Genomic DNA, 26046 nt, shown 5'->3' on the forward strand with positions numbered 1-26046 from the left:
CCTCGGGCGCGATCCTACCAAACAACGGCCTTGCTGTGTAGTGGTAACGGGCTCTTGCTCTGTTTAGTGACACTTGCCCTAGCACTCAGTCTAGCCTTCTGTTAGCGTGATGGTCTCGGGTTAACAGTTAAGGAAACTATGTTGCAGTACCTGTTACAGTCACTTCGCATTAAGCTTATTATTGGATTTTTTTTAAACATGTTTAGCGTGTTAGCACTGGCAAATCCCGTCGTGATGGCTTCTGATGAATGGTGTCCTTACATATGCAAACCGGGTCAGCAAGATAAAGGATATGTGGTTGAAGTGGTGCAGGCCGCTTTTGCGGCGATGGCGCAGCAATCCGAATTTGAGATCCAGCCCTTTTCTCGAGCATTGAAAAGTGCGCAACAAAATAAAATAGATATCGTATTAGCGGTCAATAATGAACATCTTCAACGTTACCAGTTACAGGCTTCTAATCAGCCAATTGGGCAATATAGTAATGATTTTTATGTTGCAATAAATGACCAATGGCAATACGAGCGCCCACGAGATCTTTATGGTAAACAGCTTGCCATTATCCATGGGTATAGCTATGGCGAGGTATTAGATAATTTTTTACCTTTATTGGCTGGCGTTTATCGCGCGTCTGGCTCATCGCCCCTGAAGATGAATTTAAAGCGTTTGACTAAAGGGCGAGTGAACGTGGTCTTGGGGAATCGTTTGGTTATTGATTACGTGGCGCAACGAGATCATCTTGATGCAGATATTCAATATGCGGGCAGTGAAGGGCTGCCGGTGACACTTTATGTTGGCTTTAGTCAGCATGCTGTGGCAAAAGGCTTACTTGAGGTATACGAGCAAGGGTTAACTAAAATCCAATCCTCGGGGCAATACCAAGAAATCTTACAACGTTATCACGTGGCGCAAGCGCGTTAGATGTGATGAATATAATCACTTATAAGCTATAACATTTTTGCTGTCGTTAACATTTTAAACGATTCACCTTAGCCTCAAACTTTCCTAACAGTATGATATAGTTGGCAGTTTAATGTTAAGTTATTAATGTTTTATCATTTATAAGCAGTGGGTTTGCAACTAACAATAAGCAAAGAGGATGCTCAATAAGATGGCGCAAAAATATTCAATCGGCACCCCTGGGCAGGCATGGGGTGAGGCAGAAAAGGCGTTATGGCGTCAAAATCAACAGATTAAACGTTCATATCATGATGAGGTGGTGTCTAAAATTAACGCGCTTTCTTCAGGTTTTGAGGTGCTACAGTATGGCGAGTTAGGCTATCTCGAAGGGCTATATCCCTTATTTGCCCTTAAAAGCCAGTCTTGGTCTGATGATAAACCGACTGTCTTAGTCACTGGCGGGGTTCATGGTTACGAAACCTCAGGTGTGCAAGGCGCGTTGAGATTTGCCGCCACTCAAGCGAAACAATGCGCTAAATATTTTAACCTGTTGATTGCTCCCTGCGTGAGTCCTTGGGGCTATGAAACCATTAACCGTTGGAATCCTTTAGCGATTGACCCAAATCGTTCATTTTATCCCAATAGTCCTGCTGGCGAGTCTGCGGCGTTAATGGCCTTGGTTGCGGGCTTAGGCGTCAAGCTTATGGCCCATATTGACTTGCATGAAACAACTGACACAGATAATAGTGAGTTTCGCCCCGCTTTAGCTGCAAGGGATGCTGTTGAACACACCAATTGGAATATTCCCGACGGCTTTTATCTGGTCGGCGATAGTGAAAATCCTTGTGATGAGATGCAAAAAGCGATTATTGAAGCCGTTGCTAAGGTGACGCATATTGCTCCTGCCGACGAGCAAGGTCGTTTGATTGGAGCGCCTATTAGTCAATTTGGGGTGATCAATTACCCCACTAAATCATTAGGTTTATGTACAGGTTTTAGTGATGCACGTTTTAACACCACCACTGAGGTCTACCCAGACAGTCCACAAGCCGATGCGGAAAATTGTATTTTGGCTCAAGTTGTAGCGGTAACCAGCGCACTCGATTACATTTTGAACCAGCTTAAAACAGGCCGTTAATTATCACTAAGCTAACGCTGACAAACAGCAACCCAGTGATCAAGTTGATCACTGGTGTTGCGCGTTGCATCTTTTGCTGAATAATGGGCTTTGATAATACTAATGCGATTAAGCTAAACCAGATTAATGACAATATGAACATCAATAGTGTGACAGCAACTTTGGTTTCTATGTTTACGGTTGGCGAGATTAATGTTGAAAACAGCGTGATAAAAAACACCATGGCTTTAGGATTAAGTAAGTTTGTAGACAGGCCCTGAATAAAACCTTGTCTAATCGTTAAGGTGTTGCAGATTTTACCTTTTGTAGCCAATACTGTTTTATTACGCCAGTGAGTAATCGCGGATCTTATTGCCCCCAGTCCCATCCAAGCTAAATAGCTAGCACCAACAAGTTGTACTGCCAAATAGATAGTGGTTGAGCTTTTGATAAGTAGGCTAACGCCTGTGAGGCTTAAAAGGGTATGTAAGGTGATTGCTACAGCTAACCCCAATGAGCAGGCTAATGCTGTCAGTCGCTGCTGTTGGGTCGCAAGTTTTACCACCAGAGCAAAATCAGGACCTGGGCTAGCTAGCGCAACGGTATGAATAACGGCCAATGATAACAACAAGTGATACTCTAATCCCATTTAAACAGACACCTTAATTTAATAATCTTAAGACATTAATGCTGCACATTTATGAATGGGAGCACCAGTTAGGTAATGCCTTATTACTGCGCTGCCATAGGTTAATCGTCAGTTGGCAGTAAATCCAGTATAAATAATCTGCTTAGAAAGTTTGAGTCGTGAAATTTATGTTGAATTAGCTCATAATGAGCACGCAAATTTCAGCTGTCAGCTAATTTAATCGGAGTCGGAATTGTGAAAGGACAGATCATTCGTGAAATGAAGGTACAACCTGTTATTGAGGTTGAGTACGAAGTACAACGACGTATTGCCTTTATCAAATCTAAGCTCAAGGAAGCCAATGCGACTAGTTTAGTGCTTGGGATCAGTGGTGGTGTCGATTCATCTCTTGCTGGGCGTCTATGTCAAATGGCTGTAGACGAACTCAACCGTGAAGGTGAGTGCGAAGGGAGTTATCAATTTATCGCAGTGAGGCTGCCCTATAAGGTGCAAAAAGATGAAGATGAAGCTCAGTTAGCTTGTCAGTTTATTCAGCCGAGTAGATTGGTTACAGTCAACATTGGCGAGGGGGTCGAAGGGATCCATCATCAAACGCTTTTGGGGCTAGAGCAAGCTGATATCATGTCTCACTCTCATGGAGATGTCGAATTTGTTAAAGGCAATGTGAAAGCCAGAATGCGTATGATTGCGCAATATGAGATAGCCGGTTTAACGGGCGGTTTAGTGGTTGGCACTGACCACAGCGCCGAAAATATTACTGGTTTTTACACTAAATGGGGCGACGGAGCCTGCGACCTAGCTCCTTTATTTGGTTTGAATAAACGCCAGGTGAGGCAATTAGCTGCAGTGTTAGGTGCCCCTGATATTTTAGTGAATAAAGTGCCAACGGCAGATCTTGAGTGTGATAAACCACAGCTCGAAGATGAAGTTGCCTTAGGGCTGACCTATGATCAAATCGATGATTTTTTAGAGGGGAAAGCGGTGGATGCTAAGGTCGAGGCACGTCTGATTGCAATCTATAAGGCGACACAGCACAAGCGTAAACCAATTCCAACTATTTATGATTAATAAATAGCGTGATGAGATTTGGACTATGACAAAAAAGCGCCTTGGGCGCTTTTTTTGTTGCGCTTAATGATTTATTTATCCAATTTACTGCGTAAATCGGCAATAACATGGTTAGGGCACTGCCTGTAATCGAGATAGGGCAGTAGATAAATCATATGCTTATCATGGCTTAGTACTTTAATTTTTGGGTTTTGGTCTAATATTGGTAGGTTGAGACTTTTTGCGCTTTGCTGACCACAGACAAAATGGTGTTGTGCATTACGCTTAAGCGCTGTAGCGCCAAACATAATATGGTTACCTTGTGTTAAGAGTTGTGGCATATGGTGACGCCAATCAGTATCGGGTGCAGTTATTTTCGCCATAATAACCAGTATTTTACGCCAGTGATTACCATTGAGACTTATCAATTGTTCAATAGCGTCTAGCTGAGTGTAGTGCCACTTACTGGGAATGATTGGCGCTGTAGGCAGGTAAAAGCAGGTATCTGCACTTGTAGAGCCAATACTGAAGATGTTGTTGGTCATTGTTTTATTTGTTGGACGTATATCTCATAGAGTCTACCGAGTCATATCGGCTATGTTAAGTGGGGTTGTGTTAAAAGGGATTAATTAGCCCGTCACGCGATTATAAAATAGGCTCAGCTCAAATGATCCGTTAAGTGGGCTGGACAAGTAAGGGATGATACATAGATGAGAATACTACTTACATCGACCAAACACCTCTTATTAGCGTTAACTTATGGCATATTGGGAACAATACTTGGACTATTAGTAGTAGGAGTGTATGTACTCAATACTCAAGCTGATCTGTCGTTATGGCACACGATAAAGCTGTCATCTCAATTTAACCAGAGCATGCAACTGACAGATTTTAAGCAGTACCTTGCCCTAGAGGATAAGTTGTTTAAAGAGGTAGACACAAAAGTATATCAGCGCACCGAACATCTTGTTCGTCAACCGCTCAACCGTTATGTACGCCATAGCCTATCCGATCCTAAACAGTGGCCACAGGATTGGAATCGCAGCTTTGAATGGCCAAATTCGACGGCACAATATGGCGTGTTATTACTGCACGGTATGTCAGATTCCCCCTATTCATTATCGCATTTTGCTAATCACTTTCGCGCTAAAGCACATATTCTAGGGTTACGTTTACCTGGTCATGGCACATTACCTTCTGGGCTTGTTGATTTACGCTGGCAAGATATGGCGCAAGCGGTCAGTTTGGCAACGCGTCACCTAGAGCAACAGCTTAATGGTAAGCCGCTGTATGTGGTTGGTTTTTCTACTGGAGCAGCATTAGCACTCAATCATGAGTTAGAAGCCTTAAATCAAGATAAACCTTCTAGTTACTCAGGGTTAATCTTTCTTTCCCCTGCCATAGGGTTATCACCTGTTGCCGCCGCAGCAAAGTGGCAATCAAGGTTGGGTCAATGGTTGGGGTTAGAGAAACTCAGTTGGAATGCGGTACAAGCTGAATATGATCCGTTTAAATATAACTCGTTTGCGGTTAATGCTGGCGATGTGGTGTATCAGGTTGCGGCGCGTAATCAAGTACTGCTTAATCAGATGACTGAATTACAAAAGACGCAATTAACTCGTGTGCTTACCTTTCAGTCAATAGCGGACAGTACGGTATCAACGGTCGATGTCATAGCGAAATTATATCAAGGTTTACCGGCCAAAGAGCATCAGTTGTTTTTGTTTGATATTAACCGTATTGATGTCAATTTAGCTTTGGTTGTCAATGACCCAATAGATGCCATTAAGCCTTTAATTGGTTCTAGTCGATTACCATATCAGTTAAATGTAGTTCAAAATCAACGATATAAAGACAGCCTTGATCAATGGCAAACCAGCGAGCAAGTTGAAGTGGTGCGTTATCAAGATGGCGATATTTTGCATGAGCCACTGGAGGTTAGTTGGCCAAGAGCAATTTACTCTTTATCTCATGTCGCATTGCCTTTTCCGGCATCTGATGGTTTGTATGGGCCAATAAAAAGGGCGACTACCCAGCCGAGAGTACAAATTGGTGCCGTATCGACCAAGGGAGAACGTGGAGTGCTCGGCGTACCAGCGTCAGAGATATTACGCCAGAAGTGGAATCCATTCTTTCCGTATATGATTGAATGCATAGATGAATATATCAGCGGGCAACAGCAACTGGCAAATAATCCTAATGCGTTAACTTCTCCGCTTAAAACCAATACTGACTCTGCAATAAGGTGATGAATTGTTACTCGTGCGGTTGAGTAATAAGTTGGCTGCTGATGACGCGATTGCGGCCATCTTTTTTTGCTTGATAGAGATTGATATCGGCTTGCTTAAACCAATAATCTATATCGCTTTGGTAATGATTATTACTTATTACTGCACCAATACTGATGGTCAGTTGGATACTATTTTCAGAACTTATTGGGATCAGAGCATCAAATACCTGCTGCCTAAATTCATTAAGATGTTGTTCTACTTCTTGCGGATTGCATAGGGGTAAAATAATCAGAAATTCTTCACCACCATAGCGAGAAATAAGGTCAGTATCTCGTTTAAAAAATTGCTGCATGATCTGGGCTAAGTGGATTAAGGCGTTATCTCCAGCTTGATGGCCGTAGGTATCATTAATACTTTTGAAATGATCAATATCAACGATGCAAAATGCCATGGCAGCGCAGCTGCGTTGACACATATCGTTTAATCGAGGGAAGTGAGTTTCGGTGTAACGGCGATTGTAGAGCTGAGTTAATTCATCTTTTTCGGCGAGTAAACGTAGTTTTGTGTTAGCCGCTTGTAGCTCTTTGGTTCTCAGAGCTACTTTTTCCTCTAGTTCTAATTGGTAGCTGATCAGCTCCTGCTTACTCTTTAAAATGCTGCTGGATAAGGTACAGATCTCTTGTGGTGTAGAGTCATTTAAGGTGGCGTCCTCTTGATCCTGCGGATGCCAATTACTGAATTTGTTGGCGATAGCTTCAAGTGGCTGAGTGAGTCGTAAACTGATCACTTTGATAATCGCAATAGAGAGCATAAATGATAATAATAAGATACCAAAAGTAGTGAAATATTGACTTTCAACTTGCTCTACCAATGGGGTGAATGGTGTGAGCACATAAAGTGTCCAGCCGTTTTTTACTATGTGTTTGGCATAGGCAAACTCGGGGCTTTTATTGTCTCGTTGTTTAATATTGAGCATGGCCAAGCTGGTTTTATAGCTAAAGCCACTGTGAGAGAACGCAAATTCACTTAAGGGCTGCTTATTGAGAGCGGGTGATGCATAGATCACAAGATTATTTTCGTCGGTGAGCACAATATTGTGCTGCGTCTCATCTGAAAGGCGTTGATAAATTTGTGCAAAGTTTGCAAGCTCTAACGAGCCTTCTATTATTCCTACCGGCTCCAGCGGAGTATTCATGTGGTAAAGGGGCGCGCTGATCGCGACGATGGGGGTAGAGCCGAAACCTCGACCTAAAAATACCGGTGAGGTGTAGGTTAGTTGGTTGAAAAACGCTTGTTGGAAATAATGGCGATCCATGATGCTAGCCGGGGTAATGTTTTTCGAGCTATCAATGTTAATAATGGGGCTCGAATTTTTGATATGTGCCTGCTCATTAGCGATTAGCATAGAGACAAAATCAGGATAGTTTTTATGTAGCTTTAACAATAGCATTTGCCATCGTTCAGGATCATATACAGAGAAGCTTAACCAACGAGCGGCGGTATCGATGGCGTTCACATGGGTGTCGATAAACGTGTCGGTAGCCTTGCCTAAATGCAGCGCGGTATCTTCGAGTTGGCGTTTAACATCTAACTGCTGATGGTTAATGGAGAGGTTATTAAAGGTCAATGCCGAAACCAGCAAGGCTAATGTCAATAATTGAGTAAAGGTATAAGTGAGTTGCTGATTAAAGCTCTTACGACGTTGGTTTTTAATCTTCCCAGCAATATAACATCGTTGCGGGAGCATAGTGATGAGGATAGTGCCTAGTGAAGTATAGAGTATGCCATTAATCCCTTGTTTTAGGGTGGTGAAAAGCATATAGCTTTCAGGCATCACTAGTACAAAGCGTACTAAAATATAAAATAGCGGCATACCGACTATGAGCCAAAAACTCACATCGGCATACAGAGAGTAATATTCTTTACGCCGCGCGTAACCCAGCCATAAGGCTTCGAGTGGAAATAAGATGAAAGTGTGCCAACTATCCCAAGCTAGATATAAACCGCTCGCGCACATCAATGCAGTGAGCAAGGCATACCAAGGGGCCTAAGAATACCGCGACAATCACAAAAAACAGGTTACCGATAATAAGCTGTTGATTACCGAATAGTGGTATAGGCACTAAATTCAGTAATAGTCCCAGCAACCCCAAAACTATTGCAAATGTAAGGTGGCGCTTATTTATCAATTGCATAAATCCCTATGTGAAATTGATTTTTGTCGTCGCAGGCAAACGTTACCTTTATGTATTGGCCTAGTTTAAGTTATTAACATGGTAAATTACCAACTAAATATATTATTTTTATAGTAATTTATTACATTCTTGATAATCGCTAGAGAGACGAGTGACGCCTTAGAAGAAAGGGTTTTCTAAATTTGCCATCTCTTAAGTTTTATCCACTACGATTGCAAGTGCTTTGAGGGGAAACAAATCGATAACTAAAAGGCGCGCTTAGCATGAGGTGATGGATAGTAAGGTTACAAACTGGCATAAAAAAAGCCAGCGATTAAGCTGGCTTCTTAGAATTTGGTCGGTATGAGAGGATTCGAACCTCCGACCCCTGACACCCCATGACAGTGCGCTACCGGGCTGCGCTACATACCGATTATATCCAAAACAGAAAAACATTGGGGTCTGTTTAAGACAGGCAGAACTTTATCAAGCCAACTTGGGTTCTGCAAGTATTAAGCGCGCCAATAATGGTTAATTGCTTAGTTTATAGGCGCTAACTGCTTAGATACCCTAATGATGATAGAATCTTCGCCCCTCGCGCATCACCTCTATCAATTCTGGAGCGCTGATTTTTTTACGTAACTGCTGACTGTAGTCTTTGTTGTAGATACGATATTTACCATGGCGATCGATAACAGTGATCTCATCTTCTTGATAGATACCGAATACTTGATCATCGCCTATGTAAGTCCAGCTTGCTGAGCTTGGCTGTAGCAGGCTTTCACCTGAACTATAGTCAGAGGCCTTATTGTTACAATTTAGCATCTGTGTCATTAATGTGGGCACGATACCATTATGGCTAGTGGGGTAATCGACAGTTTTCGCGTACTGATTTCCAGACCAGTTGATGATGAGTGGCACGTTGACATTCGCTGGTGAAAAATTTGAGCGTGGTTCATCGTTATTACTGGTAAAGACTTTACCACTCACCCCAGTGATGATTACTAAGGTGTCATCGGGTATTTCACTTAACAGCTTAGCCAGTTGTTTATCAATAAAGTTTAATGATTGACGATATTGATTAAACAGCACTTTTTGTGCAGGTTTTAAGTCATATAGTGGTTTTACTGTTTCAATGCCAAGAAAGCCGATAGGCGTGTCATAGCTGTCTGGACTTTGTAAATTGATTAACGCAAACCAAGCGGCACTCTGTTGCTGTTGCCACTGTTTAAAAGTTTCGATTGTTCCCATATCCGCTGCCGCCATACCCCTGTCGGTGTCTTGGAGATGGCTCTCAAAATCCTGATACATGGCGTATGGGGTGGATAACGCCATTTGCGGCGCAAAATGGGCTAAAGCATAGTTTTGTTGTTTGAGTTGTTGGGTTAACACGGGTGAGCGATAATTTAAGTCATTGGCGCTCATGTAACTGCCTTGTAAGCCATATAACAGTGAAAACATGCCACTGCGATGCACATTCCCACCACTGATATGTTGGCTGAAATAATGATTTTGCTGTGCGTATTGGTACATAAACGGCATGGTTTCTGGATCGAGTAGGTCTGCTCTAAAACCGTCAATGGCGATAATCAGCATATTGGCGTGATGGCTTGCCTGGCATTGAAGTGCGGAGATTGGGTAGTTGAGCGACGGTTGGATATGAGGCTCCGCTGAGTTTATGCTGCTTTTTTCGATGCCATGACTCTCCATAAATGAGCGAGCCGTTGCTGGATAAGATAATGGGTAGGCATCATCTAATCGGGTGATTTCTTGAATGTCGGCTGCATCGGCCCAGATGTGGATTAGGTGACTGCTGACAAAACAACAGCCAATAAATATCACCACTTTATAACCATAATTTGATTTACGAATGCTTTCGATGCGTTTCCATAAGTAATTTGCGGCGGTCAGTTCGAGGATTATTATTCCCAGTGGTGTGACAATATAAGAGGTGCCTTGAAGTAATGCATTCAGATCGGCCCAGGCGATATCAAATACAAAGGGGCTGAGGTGTAAGCCATAATCATCATAGATAATGGTGTCATAGAGTAAAATACACAGACTAAGGGTTGCCGCTACGGCGGCTAACCCTCTGAGTATTTTGGAATAGGGTAATAGTAGGGTGATAGGAAATAGCACCACCAAGTAAACGATAAAGGCTAAAAAGCTAAAATGGCCTAACGTACTGATAATTAAGTAGCTCCAGCCAATCCAAGACTCTGGTGCGCCGACGGTTTCGATATAGCGGACACCAATAATCATCCCTAGGAAGCCATTAAAAAAGGCAAACCAATGGCCCCAGCTCACTAAGCGTGACACGCGGTCACGACTCATCTCTTTCTTTCGCTCGATCATAGGGATCCGCTAATCAGTTGAAATAAAAATCTATCTTAATTATCTATTGTTCGACTTTACTAGTTTTTTACGAATAAAAACAAGATTTTCACTCGTAAAATAACTAAGCCAAACTTTAGCCTTTAACTGATTGAGTTAAGGCGTTAGCAAATTGCTGTGCAACTTGGCCGCGAGCCTCTTGAGGCACCTTGCGCATCAGTAGATCGGTGACACAGTTACCCAGCACCATCAAACTCAGGTCGGTTGGGGCTTGATGTTTGTCGAGTACTGCTAGCATTTCAGCAAGAATAGACTCAACTTGTGCGTTCGAATATTTAGATTGAATAGCCATAATTGAAAAATTGTTCACTTTAATTTGAAATAGCAGCATATAATAACGGATTTCTACCATTATCACTATCGAGGCTTATGAGTATTAACGTCGAACAAGCAATTATTCACGCTATTTCCCAAGATGGCGAAGGCCAACTGAGCTGCAGATTGCGTCCCCAACCGCTTTTAAACAGCCAAGCCGTAGAAACTATGCTCGAAGAGCTGCATCAAACTTATACCACCAAGGCGGGTAAAGGCTTTGGTCATTTTGGTACTCACGGTGAAGACGGAGAGGCTAATCCTAAGTTTAAAGAAGCGTTAACAGCATACCGTAATGGCGATTTAGGCTTTGTTGAGTTTTCGAGTTTGGCGGGTAAGTTACTGCAAGAAGAGCTGGCTAAATATGACTTCAGTCAAGGCGGTTTCTTGCTACTGTCTTGCTATACCCATATGACCAGTGACTACCTTTATGTGTCACTGCTTAATGCCAAGTCATCAATGACTGTGCTCGACGATATGGAACTGTCGCAAAATACCCATCTGGATTTAAATAATGTACAGCTGGCTGCCCGTATCGATTTAACCGAATGGCAAGCCGATCCTGACTCGGTTAAATATATCTCCTTTATTCGTGGTCGTGCGGGCCGCAAAGTGGCCGATTTTTTCCTCGACTTTATGGGCTGTGTCGAAGGGGTTAATACTAAGGTACAAAATAAGCAACTGATGAACGCAGTTGAAGATTTTGTCGCCAGCAGCGAACTCACTAAAGATGAGCGCCAGCAGTGCCGTGAAAAGGTGTTTGATTACTGCAGCGAGCGTTGTGATACCGGCGCTGATATTCAATTAAAAGATTTGGCCGATGAATTAGCCGATTCGGGCATGGACTCGTTTTACGATTTTGCCCAAGGTGGCGACTACGAGCTTGAAGATGAGTTTCCCGGTGATAAGCCGACACTGCGTCAACTGAAAAAGTTTTCAGGCACTGGCGGCGGTGTGACCCTAAGTTTTGATGGGCAACACTTAGGCGAGCGAGTGATTTATGATCCTATTTCTGATTCTATTCTGATCAAAGGCGTGCCAGCTAATCTTAAGGATCAGTTAGATCGACGTCTAAAGGGCGGACAATAGTTTTTTGAGCGAACCTAAAAGCTTAAGTTCGCGAAATAGCTCGCAAAAGCGCCCTAAATATGGGCGCTTTTTTGTGATGACAGATAGTGGATTGGCGGGTTTTTATTGCGCAACCTTTTCACCATGACTTGCTAAAATGTCACTGATAAGGTGAAATCATGGCTTATGACTATATCCGTTGGCAGTTCGCTAATGGGATAAATACAGGCAGACTGTTTTTCTGCCAGGAGATTAAATGCAACTTTTTGTTAGAGATTTAACTGTTATCGACTTTTCTTACCTGTGTCCAATCCGAGGCATGGTAGGCGAGAGCTGGATTGTTGATGTTTTACTTGATGGTGGGTTAGATGAGCAAAACATGGTGCTGGACTTTGCTAAGGTGAAGCGCACTATCAAAAACACCATTGATGATGTCGCGGATCATCGCTTATTGATCCCCACCGCCTGCTCAGAGGTGCGTTGGCAGCAACAGGGTAACCGTGTATGGATGGATTTTGATAGTCTGCAAGGCGATATTCATCTAGCTTGTCCCGCGCAAGCCTTCGCGCTTATTCCGACCGAAATTATCGATTTTGATAGCGTTAACACCTTCTTACAAAAGGCCCTTGCCGAGGTGTTACCGGATAATGTCAATGGTATCGCATTGACGCTCCGTAATGAAATACACGACACGCCGTTTTATCATTATTCCCATGGGTTAAAAAAACACGACGGTAACTGTCAGCGTATCGCTCACGGTCATCGCAGCCCCATTAATGTGTTCGAAAATAGCATCGCTGCACCGCAATGGGACGAATATTGGAGTCGCCGCTGGAAAGATATCTATTTAGGTTCAGCCGATGATGTAGTAGAGGTTGATGAACTTGATTTATCACCACAAACTGAGGTTAACGATGAGACCCATTATGGTTTTCATTACGTGGCCCCACAGGGCGACTTCCAGTTGGCTATGCCGAAAAAACGCTGTGAAATCATCCCCCATGATACAACGGTAGAACTGCTAGCCGAGTTTATCGCCAATACTATGGTCGCTGAAGCACCCGATAGCGAATTTAAAGTGATCGCTTATGAAGGTGTGGGTAAAGGGGCTATTTCGGTCAAAGGCGGCGCGGCGTAATCGCGGCTTTATCCATGGTTATCGTTGTCGTTTAAGGAGGTATATTTGAACTATTTGGCTGTATTGCTCGGCGCCATATCGCTAGGTTTTAGTGGTTTGGCAATGGCGCAAGTGACCCTCAATGGCACGTTAGAGCAAGGGGCGTTAATCCGTGCTCAAACCACGCCAGGTACCTCAGTGTACCTTAACGGCAGCGAAATAAAGGTGACTCCTAAGGGGAGCTTTGTATTTGGTTTTGAACGGGATGCAGCGCTTTCGCAAAAGTTAACCTTAGTTTATCCCGATGGGCTGACGCAAATAAAACCGCTAACTATTAGTGAGAAACAGTACCAGATCGATAGCCTGACGGGTATCGCGAAAAAAATCATGAAGCCCGATCCCAAAGCACAAGCCAGAGCGGCTCAAGATAGCAAACAGGTAAAGGCGGCCAGAAGTCAATTCTCAACTCAAGAGGCCTTCGCTCAAGATTTTATTTGGCCGTTAACGGGCAGAATATCTGGAGTCTATGGCAGTCAACGAGTCTATAACGGTAAGCCTGGTAATCCCCATTTTGGTGTCGATGTGGCAGCGAAAACGGGAACCGTAGTAGTGGCCCCTGCCGATGGGGTGATCACTCTCGCTGTGCCAGATATGTTTTATTCTGGCGGCACAGTTATCTTAGATCATGGCTATGGCGTCAGTTCAAGTTTTCTTCATCTTAGTAAGTTGTATGTGAAGCCTGGCGAGATAATCAAACAGGGACAAGCCATTGCAGAGGTGGGGGCTACGGGCAGAGTGACGGGCCCACATCTGGATTGGCGCATCAACTGGTTCCAGATGCGACTCGATCCGGTGACGGTGGTACCATCAATGGCCAGTGCATTAGCCACGAGCAATGACTCATCTAAATGATAAAAAAGTGAGCTTCGGTCGCTTATTTATTATTTGCCCTTAGGCGCACATTGCCCATTCCCCATTCCCCCCCTGCTTTGTTAACCCAATGACAATGGGTCATGGATTAGTGGTTCTATGGGTAAAGTTTAAATCCTGTAGCGACTCTTAACGCCTTTTAGCTTAATTCATTAAAATAGCAATCATAGTTCAGGCTATGCCAATGGTTGTGATCCCATGGTTTTGCCTGTACGTATCACGGGTATTGCTCCACAAAGAGAAATACAGTGATAGACACTCATTTAAACGATAATTTAGCGACAACCTTACCCACATGCCCAAGGCAAATGGCGGTATTCCCTCTACCGCTATTTATGTTACCTAATGGCATTCAGCGCCTGAGGATTTTTGAGCCACGCTACCTTTCTATGATAGCTGAGGCTGGAGAGCGTGGTGGGTTTGTGATTGCACGCTTTGATAACGAATTAGCATTTAATGTGCCTAATTGGGGCGCGCGGGTGGAAGTGATTGACTTTCATGCGGGCAAGGATGGCATATTAGTGGTTGATGTGAAGGCTTTACACCTAGTGAGTTTAGATAACATGGCTTATAGAAACGATAACTTACTGTTAGCCGATACTTGTTATAAACCGCACTGGGATCGGTTGAGTATTGACAGCTCGTCAATGGCACTAGGGCGCTTGCTTGAACAGCTATTTGAAGACAATGATGCTCTGGGGCAATTATATGGAACAACCCATTTTGATCGTCTAGACTGGGTCTGTGCTCGCTTTTTAGAAATATTACCTTTATCTTTGAATGAAAAGGAGAAGTTCATTCACCCATCGAGTTTTGAACAGTTGACAGTATTTCTCCACAGTCTGATTTTTGGTAACGAAAATATTAATTGATCCATTTAGTTTTTGCTCGCGTAATGCACTTTAATACTTCAGCAATGGTTGGTTAAGATGCAACAAACAGTAAGCAAAAGCTACCCAAAGAGGGAGAGCAACATTAACGCCAATAATATTGAGACTCAGGTTCCAACGGAGTTGTCTCATTGGCTTGACTCGGTTGCTGTGCAACGCGACAAGCAGGCATTTACTGAACTGTTTCAGTTTTTTGCGCCCAAAATTAAACGGTTTGGCATAAAACAGTTAGGTAGCGAGGCACAAGCTAATGAGTTGGTGCAAGAAACCATGACCAACGTGTGGCGTAAGGCCCATTTGTATAATGTAGACAAGGGTGCTGCAACCACTTGGGTGTACACCGTGATGCGTAATGCATCATTTGACATGTTAAGGCGTATCAAAGCAAAAAACGAACAAAACCTTGGCGATGATATTTGGCCTATCGATCAGGCTCAAGATGAAGCACAAAGTGAAGAGTCTAACTTTGGCGACCACTTAATGGAGAAGCAGATGTTGAATTATGTCAACACTCTGCCGCCAGCGCAGCAAGCAGTGGTCAAAGGGGTTTATTATCAAGAGTTGTCTCAAGAGCAGTTGGCGCAGCAATTGGGCGTGCCAATCGGCACGGTTAAGTCGAGATTAAGGCTAGCGTTAGCCAAGCTCAAGCAACAAATGGGAGAACAGTACAATGATTAAACATCATCCAACATTAAATGTATTAAACGGTTTTGTTGCTGGTGATTTACCTGCTTCTGTTTCTGTCATTATTGCCAGCCATGTTGAACTTTGCCGTGAATGTGCCAAACAAGTGCAGCAACTAACAGAACAGGCAGCCATGCAGGCATTTGATATAAATGAAGAGGATGATTGGCTCAATGAGCAGTTATCTGAAGCACAATTTACCAATCAAGCATCATTCAGTGATGAGCATGGAGCGAGTCAGCGGCAGTCAACCAGTGAGATAGAGGTTGATTGGGACAGTGCCTCAATGATTGATGCGATTACTGCATCACCTGCAGAGGTAAAATCTGCTGTGGCACAAACCGTCACTGAAATTGAAGTGGCAGGACAGCGTATTTCGTTGCCTCGGGCGATGAAGTCAATTGGCCTGCGAGAATGGCAAGGACTTGGCAAGTTGTCTCGTGCAAGACTGACCCTTGATGATGATGACATTAGAGCCAGCTTATTGCATATAGATAAGGGGGGCAGTGTGCCGTGCCATACTCATAAAGGGTTTGAAATCACGTTATTATTACAGGGTAGTTTCGATGATGAAATGGGCCATTATACAGCAGGGGACTTTATCTGGCTCGACGGTGACCATACCCATCAACCGATAACGCAAGAAGGCTGTGTCTGTTTAACGGTATCGAGCGATGCAATTCACTTTACCCAAGGTATGAGCCAGTTGCTTAATCCAATAGGACGATTCATCTACTAAAATGAGTAGAGTATGAGGGTGAGATGATGGACAAAAAACTTAAAATTGGCATTAGTGCTTGTGTGATGGGTGAGCCTGTCCGCTATGATAGAGGCCATAAAAAATCCAATTTCTGTGTAGAGCAGCTCAGTGATTTTGCTGATTTTAAGCCTGTCTGCCCTGAAATGGCGATTGGTCTCCCGGTGCCAAGACCGACCATTAGGCAGATCATTCGTGACAATATTATTACGGTATCACGTCCCGATGGCAGCGGTGATGTTACTGAACAGCTAACCGAATTTGGTCAAAAGGCTGCGCAGCACTATGGCGATCTCGCTGGGTTTGTGTTCTGCGCTAAAAGCCCGAGTTGCGGTATGGAGCGAGTTAAAGTGTACCATCATCACGGCAAAGGTTCTGAATCAACGGGCGTAGGCTTGTTTGCTCAGCAAGTTATGCGACTTAATCCGTTATTGCCCTGCGAAGAAAATGGTCGCCTTAACGATCCGGTCATTCGCGAGAATTTCATTACCCGCATATTTACTTATCAAAAGTGGCTCGATCTTAAAGCCAGTGGGATAAGCAAACATAAGCTGATTAATTTCCATAGCGTGCACAAATACTTAGTGATGAGTCACCATGTTGAGAGCTATCGCGAGCTGGGCCGTTTGTTGGGCCGCGCGGATATCGAACTGGACGAACTCGCCGAGCGTTATATTGCTGGCTTGATGGAAGCGTTAAAGAACAAAGCTTCACGTCGAAGCCACACCAATACGCTACAACATTTGCAGGGATATTTTAAACGTGATTTAGATGAGGCGAAGCGCAAAGAACTCACCGATGAGATTGCCGCTTACCATCAAGGATTACAGCCTTTATTAGTGCCTCTGACTTTAATCAAACACTACTTGATTGAGTACCCAAATGAGTACCTGCAAGAGCAAGTGTATTTAAATCCCCATCCTAAAGAGTTGCGTTTGAGGTACGGATATTGAGCAGTATCTTATGGATCCGTCGTGATTTAAGAATCCATGACAACCCCGCCTTGAGTGAAGCCATTGCTCAAGGCGTTAACACCGCCGTATTTATCTCGACGCCAAAGCAGTGGCAACAACATGATTTAGCCCCCATTAAAGCTGACTTTATACGGCGACATCTAGATGGATTTGCTCAGCAACTCGGTGCTTATGGCATCGAGTTTGTCCATTTGTCGGCCACAGATTTTGCTCATCAACAACAAGTGTTGCTGCAATTTTGTCAGGCTAAGGGCTGTGATACTGTGCTGGCCAATACTGAGCCGGAAGACGATGAGGTGGTTCGCGATCGTCACATTGCCCAGTCTGGCTTACACCTTAGGTTATGGCAATGTGATACCATTTTGTCCCCTGGCAGTGTGCTCAATAAACAGGGCGACATGTTTAAGGTGTTTACGCCGTTTAAAAATGCGTGGTTAAAAAGAGTGCAGCAGGTGGGGATTGAATGTGTGCCATCGCCTGCCGCCTCAACAGTATTACCAAGCGATGTCTCTATCGCACCAGTGACGTTTGATTATCCGCAGCTCGACTCCAGTGCTTGGCCGTGCAGCGATGCCGTGATGGCCGAGGTGCTACCGCGATTTTGGCAATATAAGTTATTAAATTACGCCGCGACTCGCGATTTCCCCAGTATTAAAGGTACATCCGGTATATCCCCCTATTTAGCTATAGGCGCCATAAGCCCGCGTTGGCTGGCGTTGCAGTTAATTCAAGCTCAACCTGAGGTGATTTACGATCAACAGCATGGCGCTTTTACTTGGTTAAATGAGCTTATCTGGCGTGATTTTTATCGCCACCTGCTATTCCACTTCCCCAATTTAGTCAAAGGGGATAATTTTCAAACTAAATATCAGTTAGCGCAGTGGCCGGGCAGTGATGAGGCGTTTAACGCTTGGGCGCAAGGTCGAACCGGTTACCCCATTGTCGATGCGGCAATGAAACAGCTGCTTCACACCGGCTGGATGCATAACCGTCTGCGTATGATAGTTGCCAGCTTTTTAACCAAACATCTGTTAGTCGACTGGCACAAAGGTGAGCGTTTCTTTATGCAGCACCTTATCGATGGTGATTTCAGTGCCAATAATGGCGGTTGGCAATGGGCGGCAAGCACGGGCTGTGATGCTCAACCCTATTTTCGTATTTTTAATCCTATCACTCAGAGTCAAAAATTTGATCCCCAAGGTGAGTTCATTCGTAAGTATTTGCCAGAACTTAAAAATGTGCCCGATAAATATATTCATTTTCCCCATGAATATATCGAGAAAAATGGCGTGGTTAGCGAATATTGGCAACCGATTGTTGATCATAAACAAGCACGCTTAAGGGCCTTGGCATTCTACAAATCTTATTAGGACTTATGGATGATGGCGCAATCTTTATGGTTACAGAATTTTATCGCGGTTTACACTGAGCTTTCGACCGATAATTTAGTATCGCTGGAAAAGATCTATCATCCTGATATTGAATTTGTCGACCCAATGCATCAAGTGTTCGGGCTACCGGCTCTGCTTAGCTATTTTACAGGGTTATATCAGCATCTGATCAGTTGTGATTTTGAGATTGAGCATGTGCTCGAAGGGGAGCGTGAGGCTGCGATTTATTGGACTATGACCTTTCGTCATAAACAGCTGCGTGGCGCTAGCCCTATTTCTGTTCAAGGCCATTCTCATCTAAAGGCGCAGGACAATAAGGTAATTTATCACCGCGACTATTTAGATGTGGGGGCGATGTTATATGAACACATTCCATTACTTGGCCGTGTCATTCGCGCCATCAAACAGCGCGCGGCTAAATAATGTCGATGCCAGCAAAGCAGGAGGATAAGATGCGTATTATGATAACGGGAGCTACTTCTGGCATTGGTCGGGCCTTAGCCGTATCTTATGCTAAGGCCGGTCATCACATTTTAGCTTGCGGCCGCAATCAGCAAAAACTGGATGGTTTGGTTAAGGAATATCCCAACATCACCCCACTGTGTTTCGATTTAACTCAATATCAGCAATATCCAGTAATTGATAAGGTCGATTGGCCGTTAGATCTATTGATTTTTAATGCGGGAGATTGCGAATACATCGACGATGCTTTGCATTTTGATGCCAAGCGGTTTGAGAGAGTTATTAACATCAATTTAATTTCAGTTGCTTACGGCTTACAGTCTTGGCTTAATTTGGTAAGGCCCGGTGGTCGATTGGTGATGGTTAGTTCTAGCGCTGAGATGTTAGCCTTACCCCGAGCCGAAGCTTATGGCACATCAAAAGCGGCGTTAACTTATCTGGCTAAGGTGTTATCGATAGATTTGGCTCAGCATGATATTGAGGTTAGCTGTGTCCATCCTGGTTTTGTCGATACGCCATTAACCGAGCGAAACACTTTTGCCATGCCTATGTTGATGACCACAGAGCAAGCCGCCACTAAGATTATTACTGGTGTGGCTAAAGGTAAGCGTGATATTCGTTTTCCGGGGTTATTTATATTTACAATGAGATGCTTACAGTTACTGCCATTTTCCATTTGGCGTCGCTTAGCGATAAGGATAAATAAATAATGAAAAGGATCGCCGTGATTGGCTCTGGCATTTCAGGATTAACCTGTGCCTATTTGCTCGATAAGCAGTACGACGTGACTGTGTTTGAGAAAAACGATTATGTTGGTGGCCACACTGCCACGGTTGATATTACCCATCAAGATAAGCAATATGCTATCGATACCGGTTTTATCGTATTTAACGACAGAACTTATCCCTACTTTAATCGTTTACTTGAGATGTTAGGTATTGCTGGTCAGCCTACCGAAATGAGTTTTAGCGTACATAATCGTCAAACTGGGTTTGAATATAACGGTCATGGTCTCAATTCATTGTTTGCGCAGCGCAGAAATATCTTTCGTCCTCAATTTTGGCGTCTCATCAGCCAAATTTTGAAATTCAATAAATTGTGTAAGCAAGCCTATAGTGAGCAAGCGATTGCACCTAACGCCACCTTAGGTGATTTTTTACAGCAACATGGTTTTTCTGACTTTTTTAGCCAACATTATATTTTACCCATGGGTGCTGCCATTTGGTCGACTAGTTTGGCCGAGATGAAGCAATTTGAACTGAAGTTTTTTATCCAGTTTTTTTATAATCACGGCCTACTTAATATCTCTGACAGGCCACAATGGTCAGTGGTGCCCGGTGGCTCGCGGGTCTATGTCGAGGCCATCTTGGCTGAATTGTCTAAACCGGTATTGACTGAGTCCCACATCGAGTCGGTCCGCAGAACATCTGATGGCATCGTGATTAAGCTGGTTAATAATGATGCTTTAGTGTTTGATGAGGTGATTTTTGCCTGTCACTCAGATCAGGCATTAGCCCTGCTAGGCGATGCCAGCGATGAAGAACAGTCGGTATTAGGTGCCATTCCTTATAGCCGAAACGAAGTGGTGTTACATACCGACATTGCACTGTTGCCCAAAAGGCCACTGGCCTGGGCCAGCTGGAATTACATGCTCGATGACAATCTTAATCGACCTTCCTGTGTCACCTATAATATGAATATCTTACAGGGCATTGATAGCGACAGTACTTTTTGTGTCACCCTCAATCAGAGTGACGAAATTGACCCCAATAAGGTATTACGTCGGTTTGTCTATCATCACCCCGTGCTTAATGATGCTAGCGTCAGAGCTCAACAACAGCGCTCACAGATATGTGGCCAACGTGGTACCCATTTTGTTGGCGCATATTGGTATAACGGCTTCCATGAAGATGGCGTGCGCAGCGCGCTGGATGTCACTAAACGTTTTGGCCTGACCTTATGAGCCAAGATGCTAATATAGAGCACAGTGGTATTTACAAAGGAGAGGTGCGCCATCGTCGCTATGGCGATATCACTCACGCCTTCAACTACAAGATGTACATGATGGGGATCGATTTAGATGAGTTGCCACAACTGATGCAACGCAGCAGGCTGTTTGGCAGGGATTGGTTTAATCCAATTCGGTTTTTAGAAAAAGATTATCTTAAGAATGAACCTGGCAGCCTTAAGCAGCGTATTGGTGACAAAGTCAGGGCGTTAGGTGGTGAATGGAATGATGATTGGCGGGTACTGATGTTGGCACAATGTCGCTGCATGGGTATCTATTTTAGTCCGATAAATTGCTACTTTTGTTATGACGGAGCGGGTGAGTGTCGTTATATGCTAGCGGAAGTGAGCAACACCCCATGGCAACAGCGACACTATTATTTACTGGCGCTGGAGCAAGAGCTGAAAGTGAAAAAAGCCTTTCATGTGTCGCCATTTATGGAAATGAATATGACTTATCATTGGCGCATTACTCCGCCAGCAAACAAGGCGCTAGTGCATATTGAGAATCACCAACATAGTAAAGTTTTTGATGCGACTTTGGCTTTAACAAAATTCCCAGTGAGCCAAGGTGAGCTCACTAAAACCTTGCTTGCAGCGCCTTCGATGACACTCAAAATGGTGCTAGGGATATATTGGCAAGCATTGAAACTATTTATTAAACGGGTGCCGTTTATTGCTCACCCGGGATCAGATGAAAAAACATAAATACGACAGTAATGTCCGATTAGCGAGGTTGAAATGGAACAGCTTGTAAAACAAAATCAAACGCTTAACCCTCGTCATGCTTTAGTGAATACTGGGGCTAACCAAAAATATAGAGCGTTGATTGTCAAGCTTTTAGCGCAGCTGCAGGATGCCAGCATCGAGCTTATCGAAGGCGACAAGCATCAAATACTGGGTGATAGAGAGGCCCAACTGAGTGCGCAAATTGTGGTGCATGACAGTAGTTTTTATAAAGACATTATCCAAGGCGGCAGCATAGGTGCAGCAGAGGCCTATTTAGATGCCAAATGGACCAGCCCAGATTTAACCCATCTCATTCAAGTCATGGCGAGAAACCAAGCTAAGCTTGATGCTATCGAAAGCAAGATGGCTTGGGTCACAAAGGTGAAAAACCTCTTTTTACGTCGCAAAAACCTCAATACCGAGCAGGGCTCTAAGCGTAATATTTTGGCCCATTATGATATTGGTAACGACCTGTATGAGCGCTTTTTAGATTCGAGTATGCTCTACTCGTGTGCGGTATATAGTAGTGAAGCCACCAGCTTAAGTGCCGCACAGCTCAATAAAATGCACACCATCTGCCAAGGGCTTGAATTACGCTCAACTGATCATGTTGTTGAAATTGGTACAGGTTGGGGGGGACTTGCCATCTATATGGCGCAGCATTATGGCTGCAAGGTGACCACCACCACGATTTCAGATGCCCAATATGCCTTTGCTAAGCAGCGTATCGAGCAAGCGGGCTTAAGCGAGAAGATCACCTTACTCAAGCAAGATTATCGCTTACTCGAAGGGCAATATGACAAGCTAGTCTCCATTGAAATGATTGAGGCCGTGGGCCATGAGTACCTAGGCACTTTCTTTGAAACCTGCTCAGGGTTACTCAAAGCCGATGGCAAAATGCTGATCCAAGCCATTACCATTGCCGATAGCCGTTATGATAAATACCGTAAAGGAATTGATTTTATTCAAAAATATATCTTCCCTGGCGGCTGTTTACCTTCGGTAGCCGTGATGACATCGCATATGGCGTCGCGCACCGACTTGGTGGTGAGTGAGATAAATGATATCGGCTTACATTACGCCAGAACCCTCAATGATTGGCGCCAAGCTTTCGAGCAGCGTTGGGATGAGTTAGTTAAACTTGGCTACAGCGATGAATTTAAACGTTTGTGGTTATTCTACTTTTGTTATTGCGAAGGTGCCTTCAAAGAGCGGGTGATCAGCACGCATCATCTGGTTGCCAGAAAACCCCGTTATGTGGGACAAGCCGATGAAGCGATTTTGGATTATTAACTTACTGTTATTTCAGCTATGTTGGTTTAGCGCCGCCTTGCTTGGCGACAATGCAGCGCTGGCTATGATTTTGCTTATCGCACTGCATTTTTTACTGTCGCCCACTCGCAAAGCCGATGCTAAGTTACTCTTGTTGGTGCCAATTGGTATCGCGGTGGATAAGCTACAGCTTGAATTTGGTGGTTTTAGCACAGTCGATGTGGGCTTTCCCCTCTGGCTCGCTTTACTCTGGTGCATCTTTATCATCAGTTTTAATCACAGTTTACATTGGTTAACTCGGCAGAAGAGTTGGGTTGTTGTCTTGTTTGGCGCCATTGGTGGTGCCAGCAGTTACTGGGCTGGCATTCAGTTTGGTGTATTACAGGCCCGTTGGAATGAACTCATGCTGGTGGGATCACTCATGCTGGTGTGGTCGCTGCTAATGCCGCTACTGATCACTGGCTATCGGTTGTTACAGCCGCCAGCGCTTGCCAATATAACGAGGTGACTTATGTTTAAATGGTTAGCTGTGATGCTACTCAGTAGCAGTGTTTATGCCTCTCCCATTAGCCAGCTTGAAAAGATTGGCGCCGGAGAGATGACCTATCTATTTTGGACCTTATATCGCGCCGAACTGTTTGCCAGTGAGCGGCCATTCTCAATAGAGGCAGGTACAGATGACAAAAAAATCAAAGCGCTGCGTATCGAATATTACAAAACCATAGATAAACAGGCATTAGTCGAGGCAACCGCAGAGCAGTGGCAACACCTAGGCTATAGCCCCGCCGATATTGCCCAATGGGTCGCGCCACTGCAGCGTATTTGGCCCAATGTGGCCCCAGGCGATAGATTAACTTTGCTGGTTAATCAAAGTGGTGAGAGTCAGTTTTATATGGCAGATCAATTAATAGGGAAAATAGATGATCCCCGCTTTGGTGAGGCTTTTTTAGCGATATGGTTGTCTAAAAATACGTCTGAGCCCAAGCTTAGGCGACAACTTCTGGGGTTAAGCCAATGAAATATTTGATGTCACTGTTATTGTTGTTACTGGTTACGGCCTGTGGTTCAGCCAGTTTAGAGGAGCATAGAGGCACTCAACCTGAATTAAAGTTAGAACAATTTTTTGATGGCAAGTTAAAGGCTTACGGCATTGTGTTAGATCGTTCGGGCAATTTATTACGTCGCTTCGAGGTCGATTTAGTCGCTAATTGGCAAGGCGCTAACGGCGAAATCAAAGAGTGGTTTGAGTTTGACGATGGTGAAAAGTCGACTCGAATTTGGCAGCTAAAGAAAGTGGCTGAGAATCAATATGAAGGTCAAGCCGGTGATGTGATTGGTATTGCCAAGGGTAGGACCCAAGGCTCGGCGTTATTTTGGCAGTATGATTTAGATATTGTAGTCGATGGCGAGACCTACCAAGTGACCCTAGATGATTGGATGTTCCTACTCGATGAGAACCGTCTATTTAACAAGACAGACATGAGCAAGTTTGGTTTTAAAGTGGGTGAAATAATTCTTTATATTGAAAAAATCTAGTTAATGACATTGATAATCGCATCGGCGATAACACGTTAGCCGATGCGTTTTTGTTGCTGATGATGCAGGGTTACCTTGCATAACCCATTAGCTCATGCGTCCAACATCATTAAGCGTTACTCTTTGGCCTCTGATGCGATAATGGTTTTAATACCATGGGCATGCACTTTGATACAGAGGTTAGCGCGCTTAAAGGCGATGGTCGGATTGGCTAAGCGTTCATGCTCTCCTTGGGGGGAGCTGCATTTTACCTTGATATCTGTTGTACCTGCTAACACTGGCGCCAGAGTGGGGACAGCATTAAGTAGTTGCTGGCTGAGTTGCTCAATGTTTTGTGCTTCGCCTGGCAAAACCACCTCGATGTGCTCCCACCCTTCACAGGGATAATGCTTATTACTTGGGTACGGCAGTTCGACACAGTCGATAAGCATATCACCCAGTTGCAGTGGCGTATTAAGCGCGATGATTAATATCGGCCGGCCATTAATGATGTTGTTAGAGATAATATGGCCTTGTTGGCCAAAATAGTCTTTAAGCAGCTCGGCGCCAGTCTCTGAGTTAACACGTACGGCGACATGATCGCAAGCAAGCCCTAGGGTATCGAGTTGTAATTCTTGTAAAAACTCTTGAATACCATGGCTAAACTGCGGCCAGCTATGTTCAAGTTCGTCTAGGGTAATGTGGGGTTTTGTCATCGCATTGGACTCTTTTACTGACATAAAAATTTAGTGGTGAGTGCAGGATGAGCTATTAAAATCCTCCTGCTAGTGTCAAATGGCATTAACACCATAAACATCATAGTGCTAGTGTGTGACTAACGTTACGGCCAGATCTCTATGGGCGTTCCTGTTTCTATCGCCTGCCATAACTCATCGATTTCATGGTTTTTCAAGGCGATACAACCATCGGTCCAGTTGAGTCGCTGGGCTTCATCTGGGGTTAATGACGAATTGGGATTCTGGCCGTGGATCATGATTTGTCCACCAGGGTCTATCCCTAAGGCGGCGGCGCGTAATCTATCTTCTTCATTGGGATATGAGATATGAATCGCACGGTAGTAGGCACTGTCGGCTTTTTTGTAGTCGAGAAGGTAGCGACCTTCAGGGGTGCGCTGATCGCCTTCTTGAAGCTTATGTCCCGTGGGGCGATCGCCCATGGCAATCGTATAGCGGCGCAGTACTTTGCCATCGCGCATCAATTGCATACTGGCTTGTGATTTATTTACAATGACTAAATCGACTTTACCAATCTGGTCAGTACTGTGGTTAGAGCCATGAAAGCTGGCAGATTGCTGGCTCGAGGTGGCCCAAGTTGAACTAGTATTGAGCAGTAAGGCGCACAGTAAGAGCTGTTTAAAAAGTGTTTGCATGGTCATTGATTGATAAATAAAACCGCCGTTTGGGTGTTC

27 protein-coding genes and 1 tRNA gene are annotated in these 26046 nt (G+C 44.2%); 20 read left to right on the forward strand and 8 right to left on the reverse strand.

Annotated elements, in window-relative coordinates; genetic code table 11:
* The first annotated feature begins 198 nt into the window (after positions 1–198).
* Both AC5YBZ_RS06270 and AC5YBZ_RS06275 read left to right on the forward strand, forming a co-directional pair.
* A complete protein-coding gene (locus AC5YBZ_RS06270; protein WP_494524604.1) occupies positions 199–918 on the forward strand; it encodes a substrate-binding periplasmic protein in 720 nt (239 codons plus the stop codon).
* Positions 919–1108: 190 nt separating this feature from the next.
* On the forward strand, positions 1109–2035 hold the full coding sequence (locus AC5YBZ_RS06275; RefSeq protein ID WP_494524605.1) for a M14 family metallopeptidase: 927 nt from the start codon (positions 1109–1111) through the stop codon (positions 2033–2035).
* On the opposite strand, the gene AC5YBZ_RS06280 is transcribed toward AC5YBZ_RS06275, so the two are convergent.
* Positions 2019–2663, reverse strand: coding sequence for a LysE family translocator (locus AC5YBZ_RS06280; RefSeq protein ID WP_494524606.1), 645 nt, complete (start codon positions 2661–2663; stop codon positions 2019–2021). The genes AC5YBZ_RS06275 and AC5YBZ_RS06280 overlap by 17 nt on opposite strands.
* Before the next feature lie 234 nt (positions 2664–2897).
* Between AC5YBZ_RS06280 and nadE the strand changes: the two genes are divergently transcribed.
* A complete protein-coding gene (gene nadE, locus AC5YBZ_RS06285; RefSeq protein WP_475516385.1) occupies positions 2898–3731 on the forward strand; it encodes an NAD(+) synthase in 834 nt (277 codons plus the stop codon).
* A gap of 71 nt (positions 3732–3802) precedes the next feature.
* Here the strand turns inward: nadE and AC5YBZ_RS06290 are convergent, their stop codons facing one another.
* Entirely contained in the window at positions 3803–4255 is a 453-nt protein-coding gene (locus tag AC5YBZ_RS06290; RefSeq protein ID WP_494543577.1) for a DUF6942 family protein, read from the reverse strand.
* 165 nt (positions 4256–4420) lie between these two features.
* Between AC5YBZ_RS06290 and AC5YBZ_RS06295 the strand changes: the two genes are divergently transcribed.
* Positions 4421–5959 carry an alpha/beta hydrolase gene (locus tag AC5YBZ_RS06295; protein WP_494524607.1) on the forward strand — a complete coding sequence of 513 codons (1539 nt, stop codon included), beginning with the start codon at positions 4421–4423 and terminating at the stop codon, positions 5957–5959.
* 7 nt (positions 5960–5966) lie between these two features.
* On the opposite strand, the gene AC5YBZ_RS06300 is transcribed toward AC5YBZ_RS06295, so the two are convergent.
* The 4 genes from AC5YBZ_RS06300 to AC5YBZ_RS06315 all read right to left on the reverse strand — a co-directional run bounded on the left by AC5YBZ_RS06300 (position 5967) and on the right by AC5YBZ_RS06315 (position 10801).
* Positions 5967–7973, reverse strand: coding sequence for a sensor domain-containing diguanylate cyclase (locus tag AC5YBZ_RS06300; RefSeq protein ID WP_494543578.1), 2007 nt, complete (start codon positions 7971–7973; stop codon positions 5967–5969).
* 497 nt (positions 7974–8470) lie between these two features.
* Positions 8471–8547 (reverse strand) — tRNA-Pro (locus AC5YBZ_RS06305).
* A gap of 138 nt (positions 8548–8685) precedes the next feature.
* Positions 8686–10470 carry a DUF3413 domain-containing protein gene (locus tag AC5YBZ_RS06310; protein ID WP_494543579.1) on the reverse strand — a complete coding sequence of 595 codons (1785 nt, stop codon included), beginning with the start codon at positions 10468–10470 and terminating at the stop codon, positions 8686–8688.
* Positions 10471–10585: 115 nt separating this feature from the next.
* Entirely contained in the window at positions 10586–10801 is a 216-nt protein-coding gene (locus AC5YBZ_RS06315; protein WP_494521640.1) for a YejL family protein, read from the reverse strand.
* 77 nt (positions 10802–10878) lie between these two features.
* Between AC5YBZ_RS06315 and yejK the strand changes: the two genes are divergently transcribed.
* The 16 genes from yejK to AC5YBZ_RS06395 all read left to right on the forward strand — a co-directional run bounded on the left by yejK (position 10879) and on the right by AC5YBZ_RS06395 (position 24638).
* Positions 10879–11910 carry a nucleoid-associated protein YejK gene (gene yejK, locus AC5YBZ_RS06320; RefSeq protein WP_110456279.1) on the forward strand — a complete coding sequence of 344 codons (1032 nt, stop codon included), beginning with the start codon at positions 10879–10881 and terminating at the stop codon, positions 11908–11910.
* Positions 11911–12145: 235 nt separating this feature from the next.
* Complete coding sequence (locus tag AC5YBZ_RS06325) at positions 12146–13027, forward strand: 6-carboxytetrahydropterin synthase (RefSeq protein WP_494524610.1); 882 nt, start codon at positions 12146–12148, stop codon at positions 13025–13027.
* Positions 13028–13129: 102 nt separating this feature from the next.
* On the forward strand, positions 13130–13918 hold the full coding sequence (locus AC5YBZ_RS06330; RefSeq protein ID WP_494521639.1) for a M23 family metallopeptidase: 789 nt from the start codon (positions 13130–13132) through the stop codon (positions 13916–13918).
* 266 nt (positions 13919–14184) lie between these two features.
* On the forward strand, positions 14185–14808 hold the full coding sequence (locus AC5YBZ_RS06335; protein ID WP_494543580.1) for an LON peptidase substrate-binding domain-containing protein: 624 nt from the start codon (positions 14185–14187) through the stop codon (positions 14806–14808).
* Between the two features lie 48 nt (positions 14809–14856).
* Positions 14857–15504 carry a sigma-70 family RNA polymerase sigma factor gene (locus tag AC5YBZ_RS06340; protein ID WP_494519542.1) on the forward strand — a complete coding sequence of 216 codons (648 nt, stop codon included), beginning with the start codon at positions 14857–14859 and terminating at the stop codon, positions 15502–15504.
* Complete coding sequence (locus AC5YBZ_RS06345; protein WP_494543581.1) at positions 15497–16249, forward strand: ChrR family anti-sigma-E factor; 753 nt, start codon at positions 15497–15499, stop codon at positions 16247–16249. Before AC5YBZ_RS06340 ends, AC5YBZ_RS06345 begins: the two co-directional genes overlap by 8 nt.
* A gap of 23 nt (positions 16250–16272) precedes the next feature.
* On the forward strand, positions 16273–17220 hold the full coding sequence (locus tag AC5YBZ_RS06350) for a YbgA family protein (RefSeq protein WP_494524619.1): 948 nt from the start codon (positions 16273–16275) through the stop codon (positions 17218–17220).
* Positions 17217–18611: a deoxyribodipyrimidine photo-lyase gene (gene phrB / locus AC5YBZ_RS06355; RefSeq protein WP_494519539.1), complete on the forward strand. Its 1395-nt coding sequence runs from the start codon at positions 17217–17219 to the stop codon at positions 18609–18611. Before AC5YBZ_RS06350 ends, phrB begins: the two co-directional genes overlap by 4 nt.
* A 9-nt stretch (positions 18612–18620) precedes the next feature.
* On the forward strand, positions 18621–19055 hold the full coding sequence (locus AC5YBZ_RS06360; protein WP_494519538.1) for a nuclear transport factor 2 family protein: 435 nt from the start codon (positions 18621–18623) through the stop codon (positions 19053–19055).
* 29 nt (positions 19056–19084) lie between these two features.
* Complete coding sequence (locus AC5YBZ_RS06365; protein WP_494519537.1) at positions 19085–19804, forward strand: SDR family NAD(P)-dependent oxidoreductase; 720 nt, start codon at positions 19085–19087, stop codon at positions 19802–19804.
* A complete protein-coding gene (locus AC5YBZ_RS06370; RefSeq protein ID WP_494519536.1) occupies positions 19804–21057 on the forward strand; it encodes an NAD(P)/FAD-dependent oxidoreductase in 1254 nt (417 codons plus the stop codon). The genes AC5YBZ_RS06365 and AC5YBZ_RS06370 overlap by 1 nt, the downstream gene beginning before the upstream one ends.
* A complete protein-coding gene (locus AC5YBZ_RS06375; RefSeq protein ID WP_494543582.1) occupies positions 21054–21809 on the forward strand; it encodes a DUF1365 domain-containing protein in 756 nt (251 codons plus the stop codon). Before AC5YBZ_RS06370 ends, AC5YBZ_RS06375 begins: the two co-directional genes overlap by 4 nt.
* 33 nt (positions 21810–21842) lie before the next feature.
* A complete protein-coding gene (locus tag AC5YBZ_RS06380) occupies positions 21843–23123 on the forward strand; it encodes a class I SAM-dependent methyltransferase (protein WP_494524621.1) in 1281 nt (426 codons plus the stop codon).
* Positions 23101–23610, forward strand: a complete 510-nt coding sequence (locus AC5YBZ_RS06385) for a DUF2878 domain-containing protein (protein WP_494519533.1) — start codon at positions 23101–23103, stop codon at positions 23608–23610. The genes AC5YBZ_RS06380 and AC5YBZ_RS06385 overlap by 23 nt, the downstream gene beginning before the upstream one ends.
* 3 nt (positions 23611–23613) lie before the next feature.
* Positions 23614–24120 (forward strand): chalcone isomerase family protein, encoded by a 507-nt coding sequence (locus tag AC5YBZ_RS06390; protein WP_494519532.1) that lies wholly within the window; start codon positions 23614–23616, stop codon positions 24118–24120.
* A complete protein-coding gene (locus tag AC5YBZ_RS06395; RefSeq protein WP_475516410.1) occupies positions 24117–24638 on the forward strand; it encodes a DUF3833 domain-containing protein in 522 nt (173 codons plus the stop codon). Before AC5YBZ_RS06390 ends, AC5YBZ_RS06395 begins: the two co-directional genes overlap by 4 nt.
* A 116-nt stretch (positions 24639–24754) precedes the next feature.
* Here AC5YBZ_RS06395 and AC5YBZ_RS06400 read toward each other — a convergent pair whose 3' ends face one another.
* Positions 24755–25333: a VOC family protein gene (locus AC5YBZ_RS06400; protein WP_494543583.1), complete on the reverse strand. Its 579-nt coding sequence runs from the start codon at positions 25331–25333 to the stop codon at positions 24755–24757.
* A gap of 125 nt (positions 25334–25458) precedes the next feature.
* Complete coding sequence (locus tag AC5YBZ_RS06405; protein WP_475516412.1) at positions 25459–26007, reverse strand: L,D-transpeptidase family protein; 549 nt, start codon at positions 26005–26007, stop codon at positions 25459–25461.
* Between the last annotated feature and the right edge of the window lie 39 nt (positions 26008–26046).

The sequence above is a fragment of the Shewanella sp. 553 genome (assembly GCF_059338375.1).

What these genes read in the sequence shown, in the direction of transcription:
- AC5YBZ_RS06290 (WP_494543577.1), bottom strand. Translation starts at nt 4,255, where the DNA reads ATGACCAACAACATCTTCAGTATTGGCTCTACAAGTGCAGATACCTGC.
- AC5YBZ_RS06315 (WP_494521640.1), bottom strand. Translation starts at nt 10,801, where the DNA reads ATGGCTATTCAATCTAAATATTCGAACGCACAAGTTGAGTCTATTCTT.
- AC5YBZ_RS06390 (WP_494519532.1), top strand. Translation starts at nt 23,614, where the DNA reads ATGTTTAAATGGTTAGCTGTGATGCTACTCAGTAGCAGTGTTTATGCC.
- AC5YBZ_RS06330 (WP_494521639.1), top strand. Translation starts at nt 13,130, where the DNA reads ATGGCGCAAGTGACCCTCAATGGCACGTTAGAGCAAGGGGCGTTAATC.
- AC5YBZ_RS06295 (WP_494524607.1), top strand. Translation starts at nt 4,421, where the DNA reads ATGAGAATACTACTTACATCGACCAAACACCTCTTATTAGCGTTAACT.
- AC5YBZ_RS06375 (WP_494543582.1), top strand. Translation starts at nt 21,054, where the DNA reads ATGAGCCAAGATGCTAATATAGAGCACAGTGGTATTTACAAAGGAGAG.
- AC5YBZ_RS06350 (WP_494524619.1), top strand. Translation starts at nt 16,273, where the DNA reads ATGATGGACAAAAAACTTAAAATTGGCATTAGTGCTTGTGTGATGGGT.
- AC5YBZ_RS06380 (WP_494524621.1), top strand. Translation starts at nt 21,843, where the DNA reads ATGGAACAGCTTGTAAAACAAAATCAAACGCTTAACCCTCGTCATGCT.
- AC5YBZ_RS06275 (WP_494524605.1), top strand. Translation starts at nt 1,109, where the DNA reads ATGGCGCAAAAATATTCAATCGGCACCCCTGGGCAGGCATGGGGTGAG.
- yejK (WP_110456279.1), top strand. Translation starts at nt 10,879, where the DNA reads ATGAGTATTAACGTCGAACAAGCAATTATTCACGCTATTTCCCAAGAT.
- AC5YBZ_RS06370 (WP_494519536.1), top strand. Translation starts at nt 19,804, where the DNA reads ATGAAAAGGATCGCCGTGATTGGCTCTGGCATTTCAGGATTAACCTGT.
- AC5YBZ_RS06310 (WP_494543579.1), bottom strand. Translation starts at nt 10,470, where the DNA reads ATGATCGAGCGAAAGAAAGAGATGAGTCGTGACCGCGTGTCACGCTTA.
- AC5YBZ_RS06400 (WP_494543583.1), bottom strand. Translation starts at nt 25,333, where the DNA reads ATGACAAAACCCCACATTACCCTAGACGAACTTGAACATAGCTGGCCG.
- AC5YBZ_RS06360 (WP_494519538.1), top strand. Translation starts at nt 18,621, where the DNA reads ATGATGGCGCAATCTTTATGGTTACAGAATTTTATCGCGGTTTACACT.
- AC5YBZ_RS06405 (WP_475516412.1), bottom strand. Translation starts at nt 26,007, where the DNA reads ATGCAAACACTTTTTAAACAGCTCTTACTGTGCGCCTTACTGCTCAAT.
- AC5YBZ_RS06345 (WP_494543581.1), top strand. Translation starts at nt 15,497, where the DNA reads ATGATTAAACATCATCCAACATTAAATGTATTAAACGGTTTTGTTGCT.
- AC5YBZ_RS06385 (WP_494519533.1), top strand. Translation starts at nt 23,101, where the DNA reads ATGAAGCGATTTTGGATTATTAACTTACTGTTATTTCAGCTATGTTGG.
- AC5YBZ_RS06280 (WP_494524606.1), bottom strand. Translation starts at nt 2,663, where the DNA reads ATGGGATTAGAGTATCACTTGTTGTTATCATTGGCCGTTATTCATACC.
- AC5YBZ_RS06270 (WP_494524604.1), top strand. Translation starts at nt 199, where the DNA reads ATGTTTAGCGTGTTAGCACTGGCAAATCCCGTCGTGATGGCTTCTGAT.
- AC5YBZ_RS06395 (WP_475516410.1), top strand. Translation starts at nt 24,117, where the DNA reads ATGAAATATTTGATGTCACTGTTATTGTTGTTACTGGTTACGGCCTGT.
- AC5YBZ_RS06365 (WP_494519537.1), top strand. Translation starts at nt 19,085, where the DNA reads ATGCGTATTATGATAACGGGAGCTACTTCTGGCATTGGTCGGGCCTTA.
- AC5YBZ_RS06325 (WP_494524610.1), top strand. Translation starts at nt 12,146, where the DNA reads ATGCAACTTTTTGTTAGAGATTTAACTGTTATCGACTTTTCTTACCTG.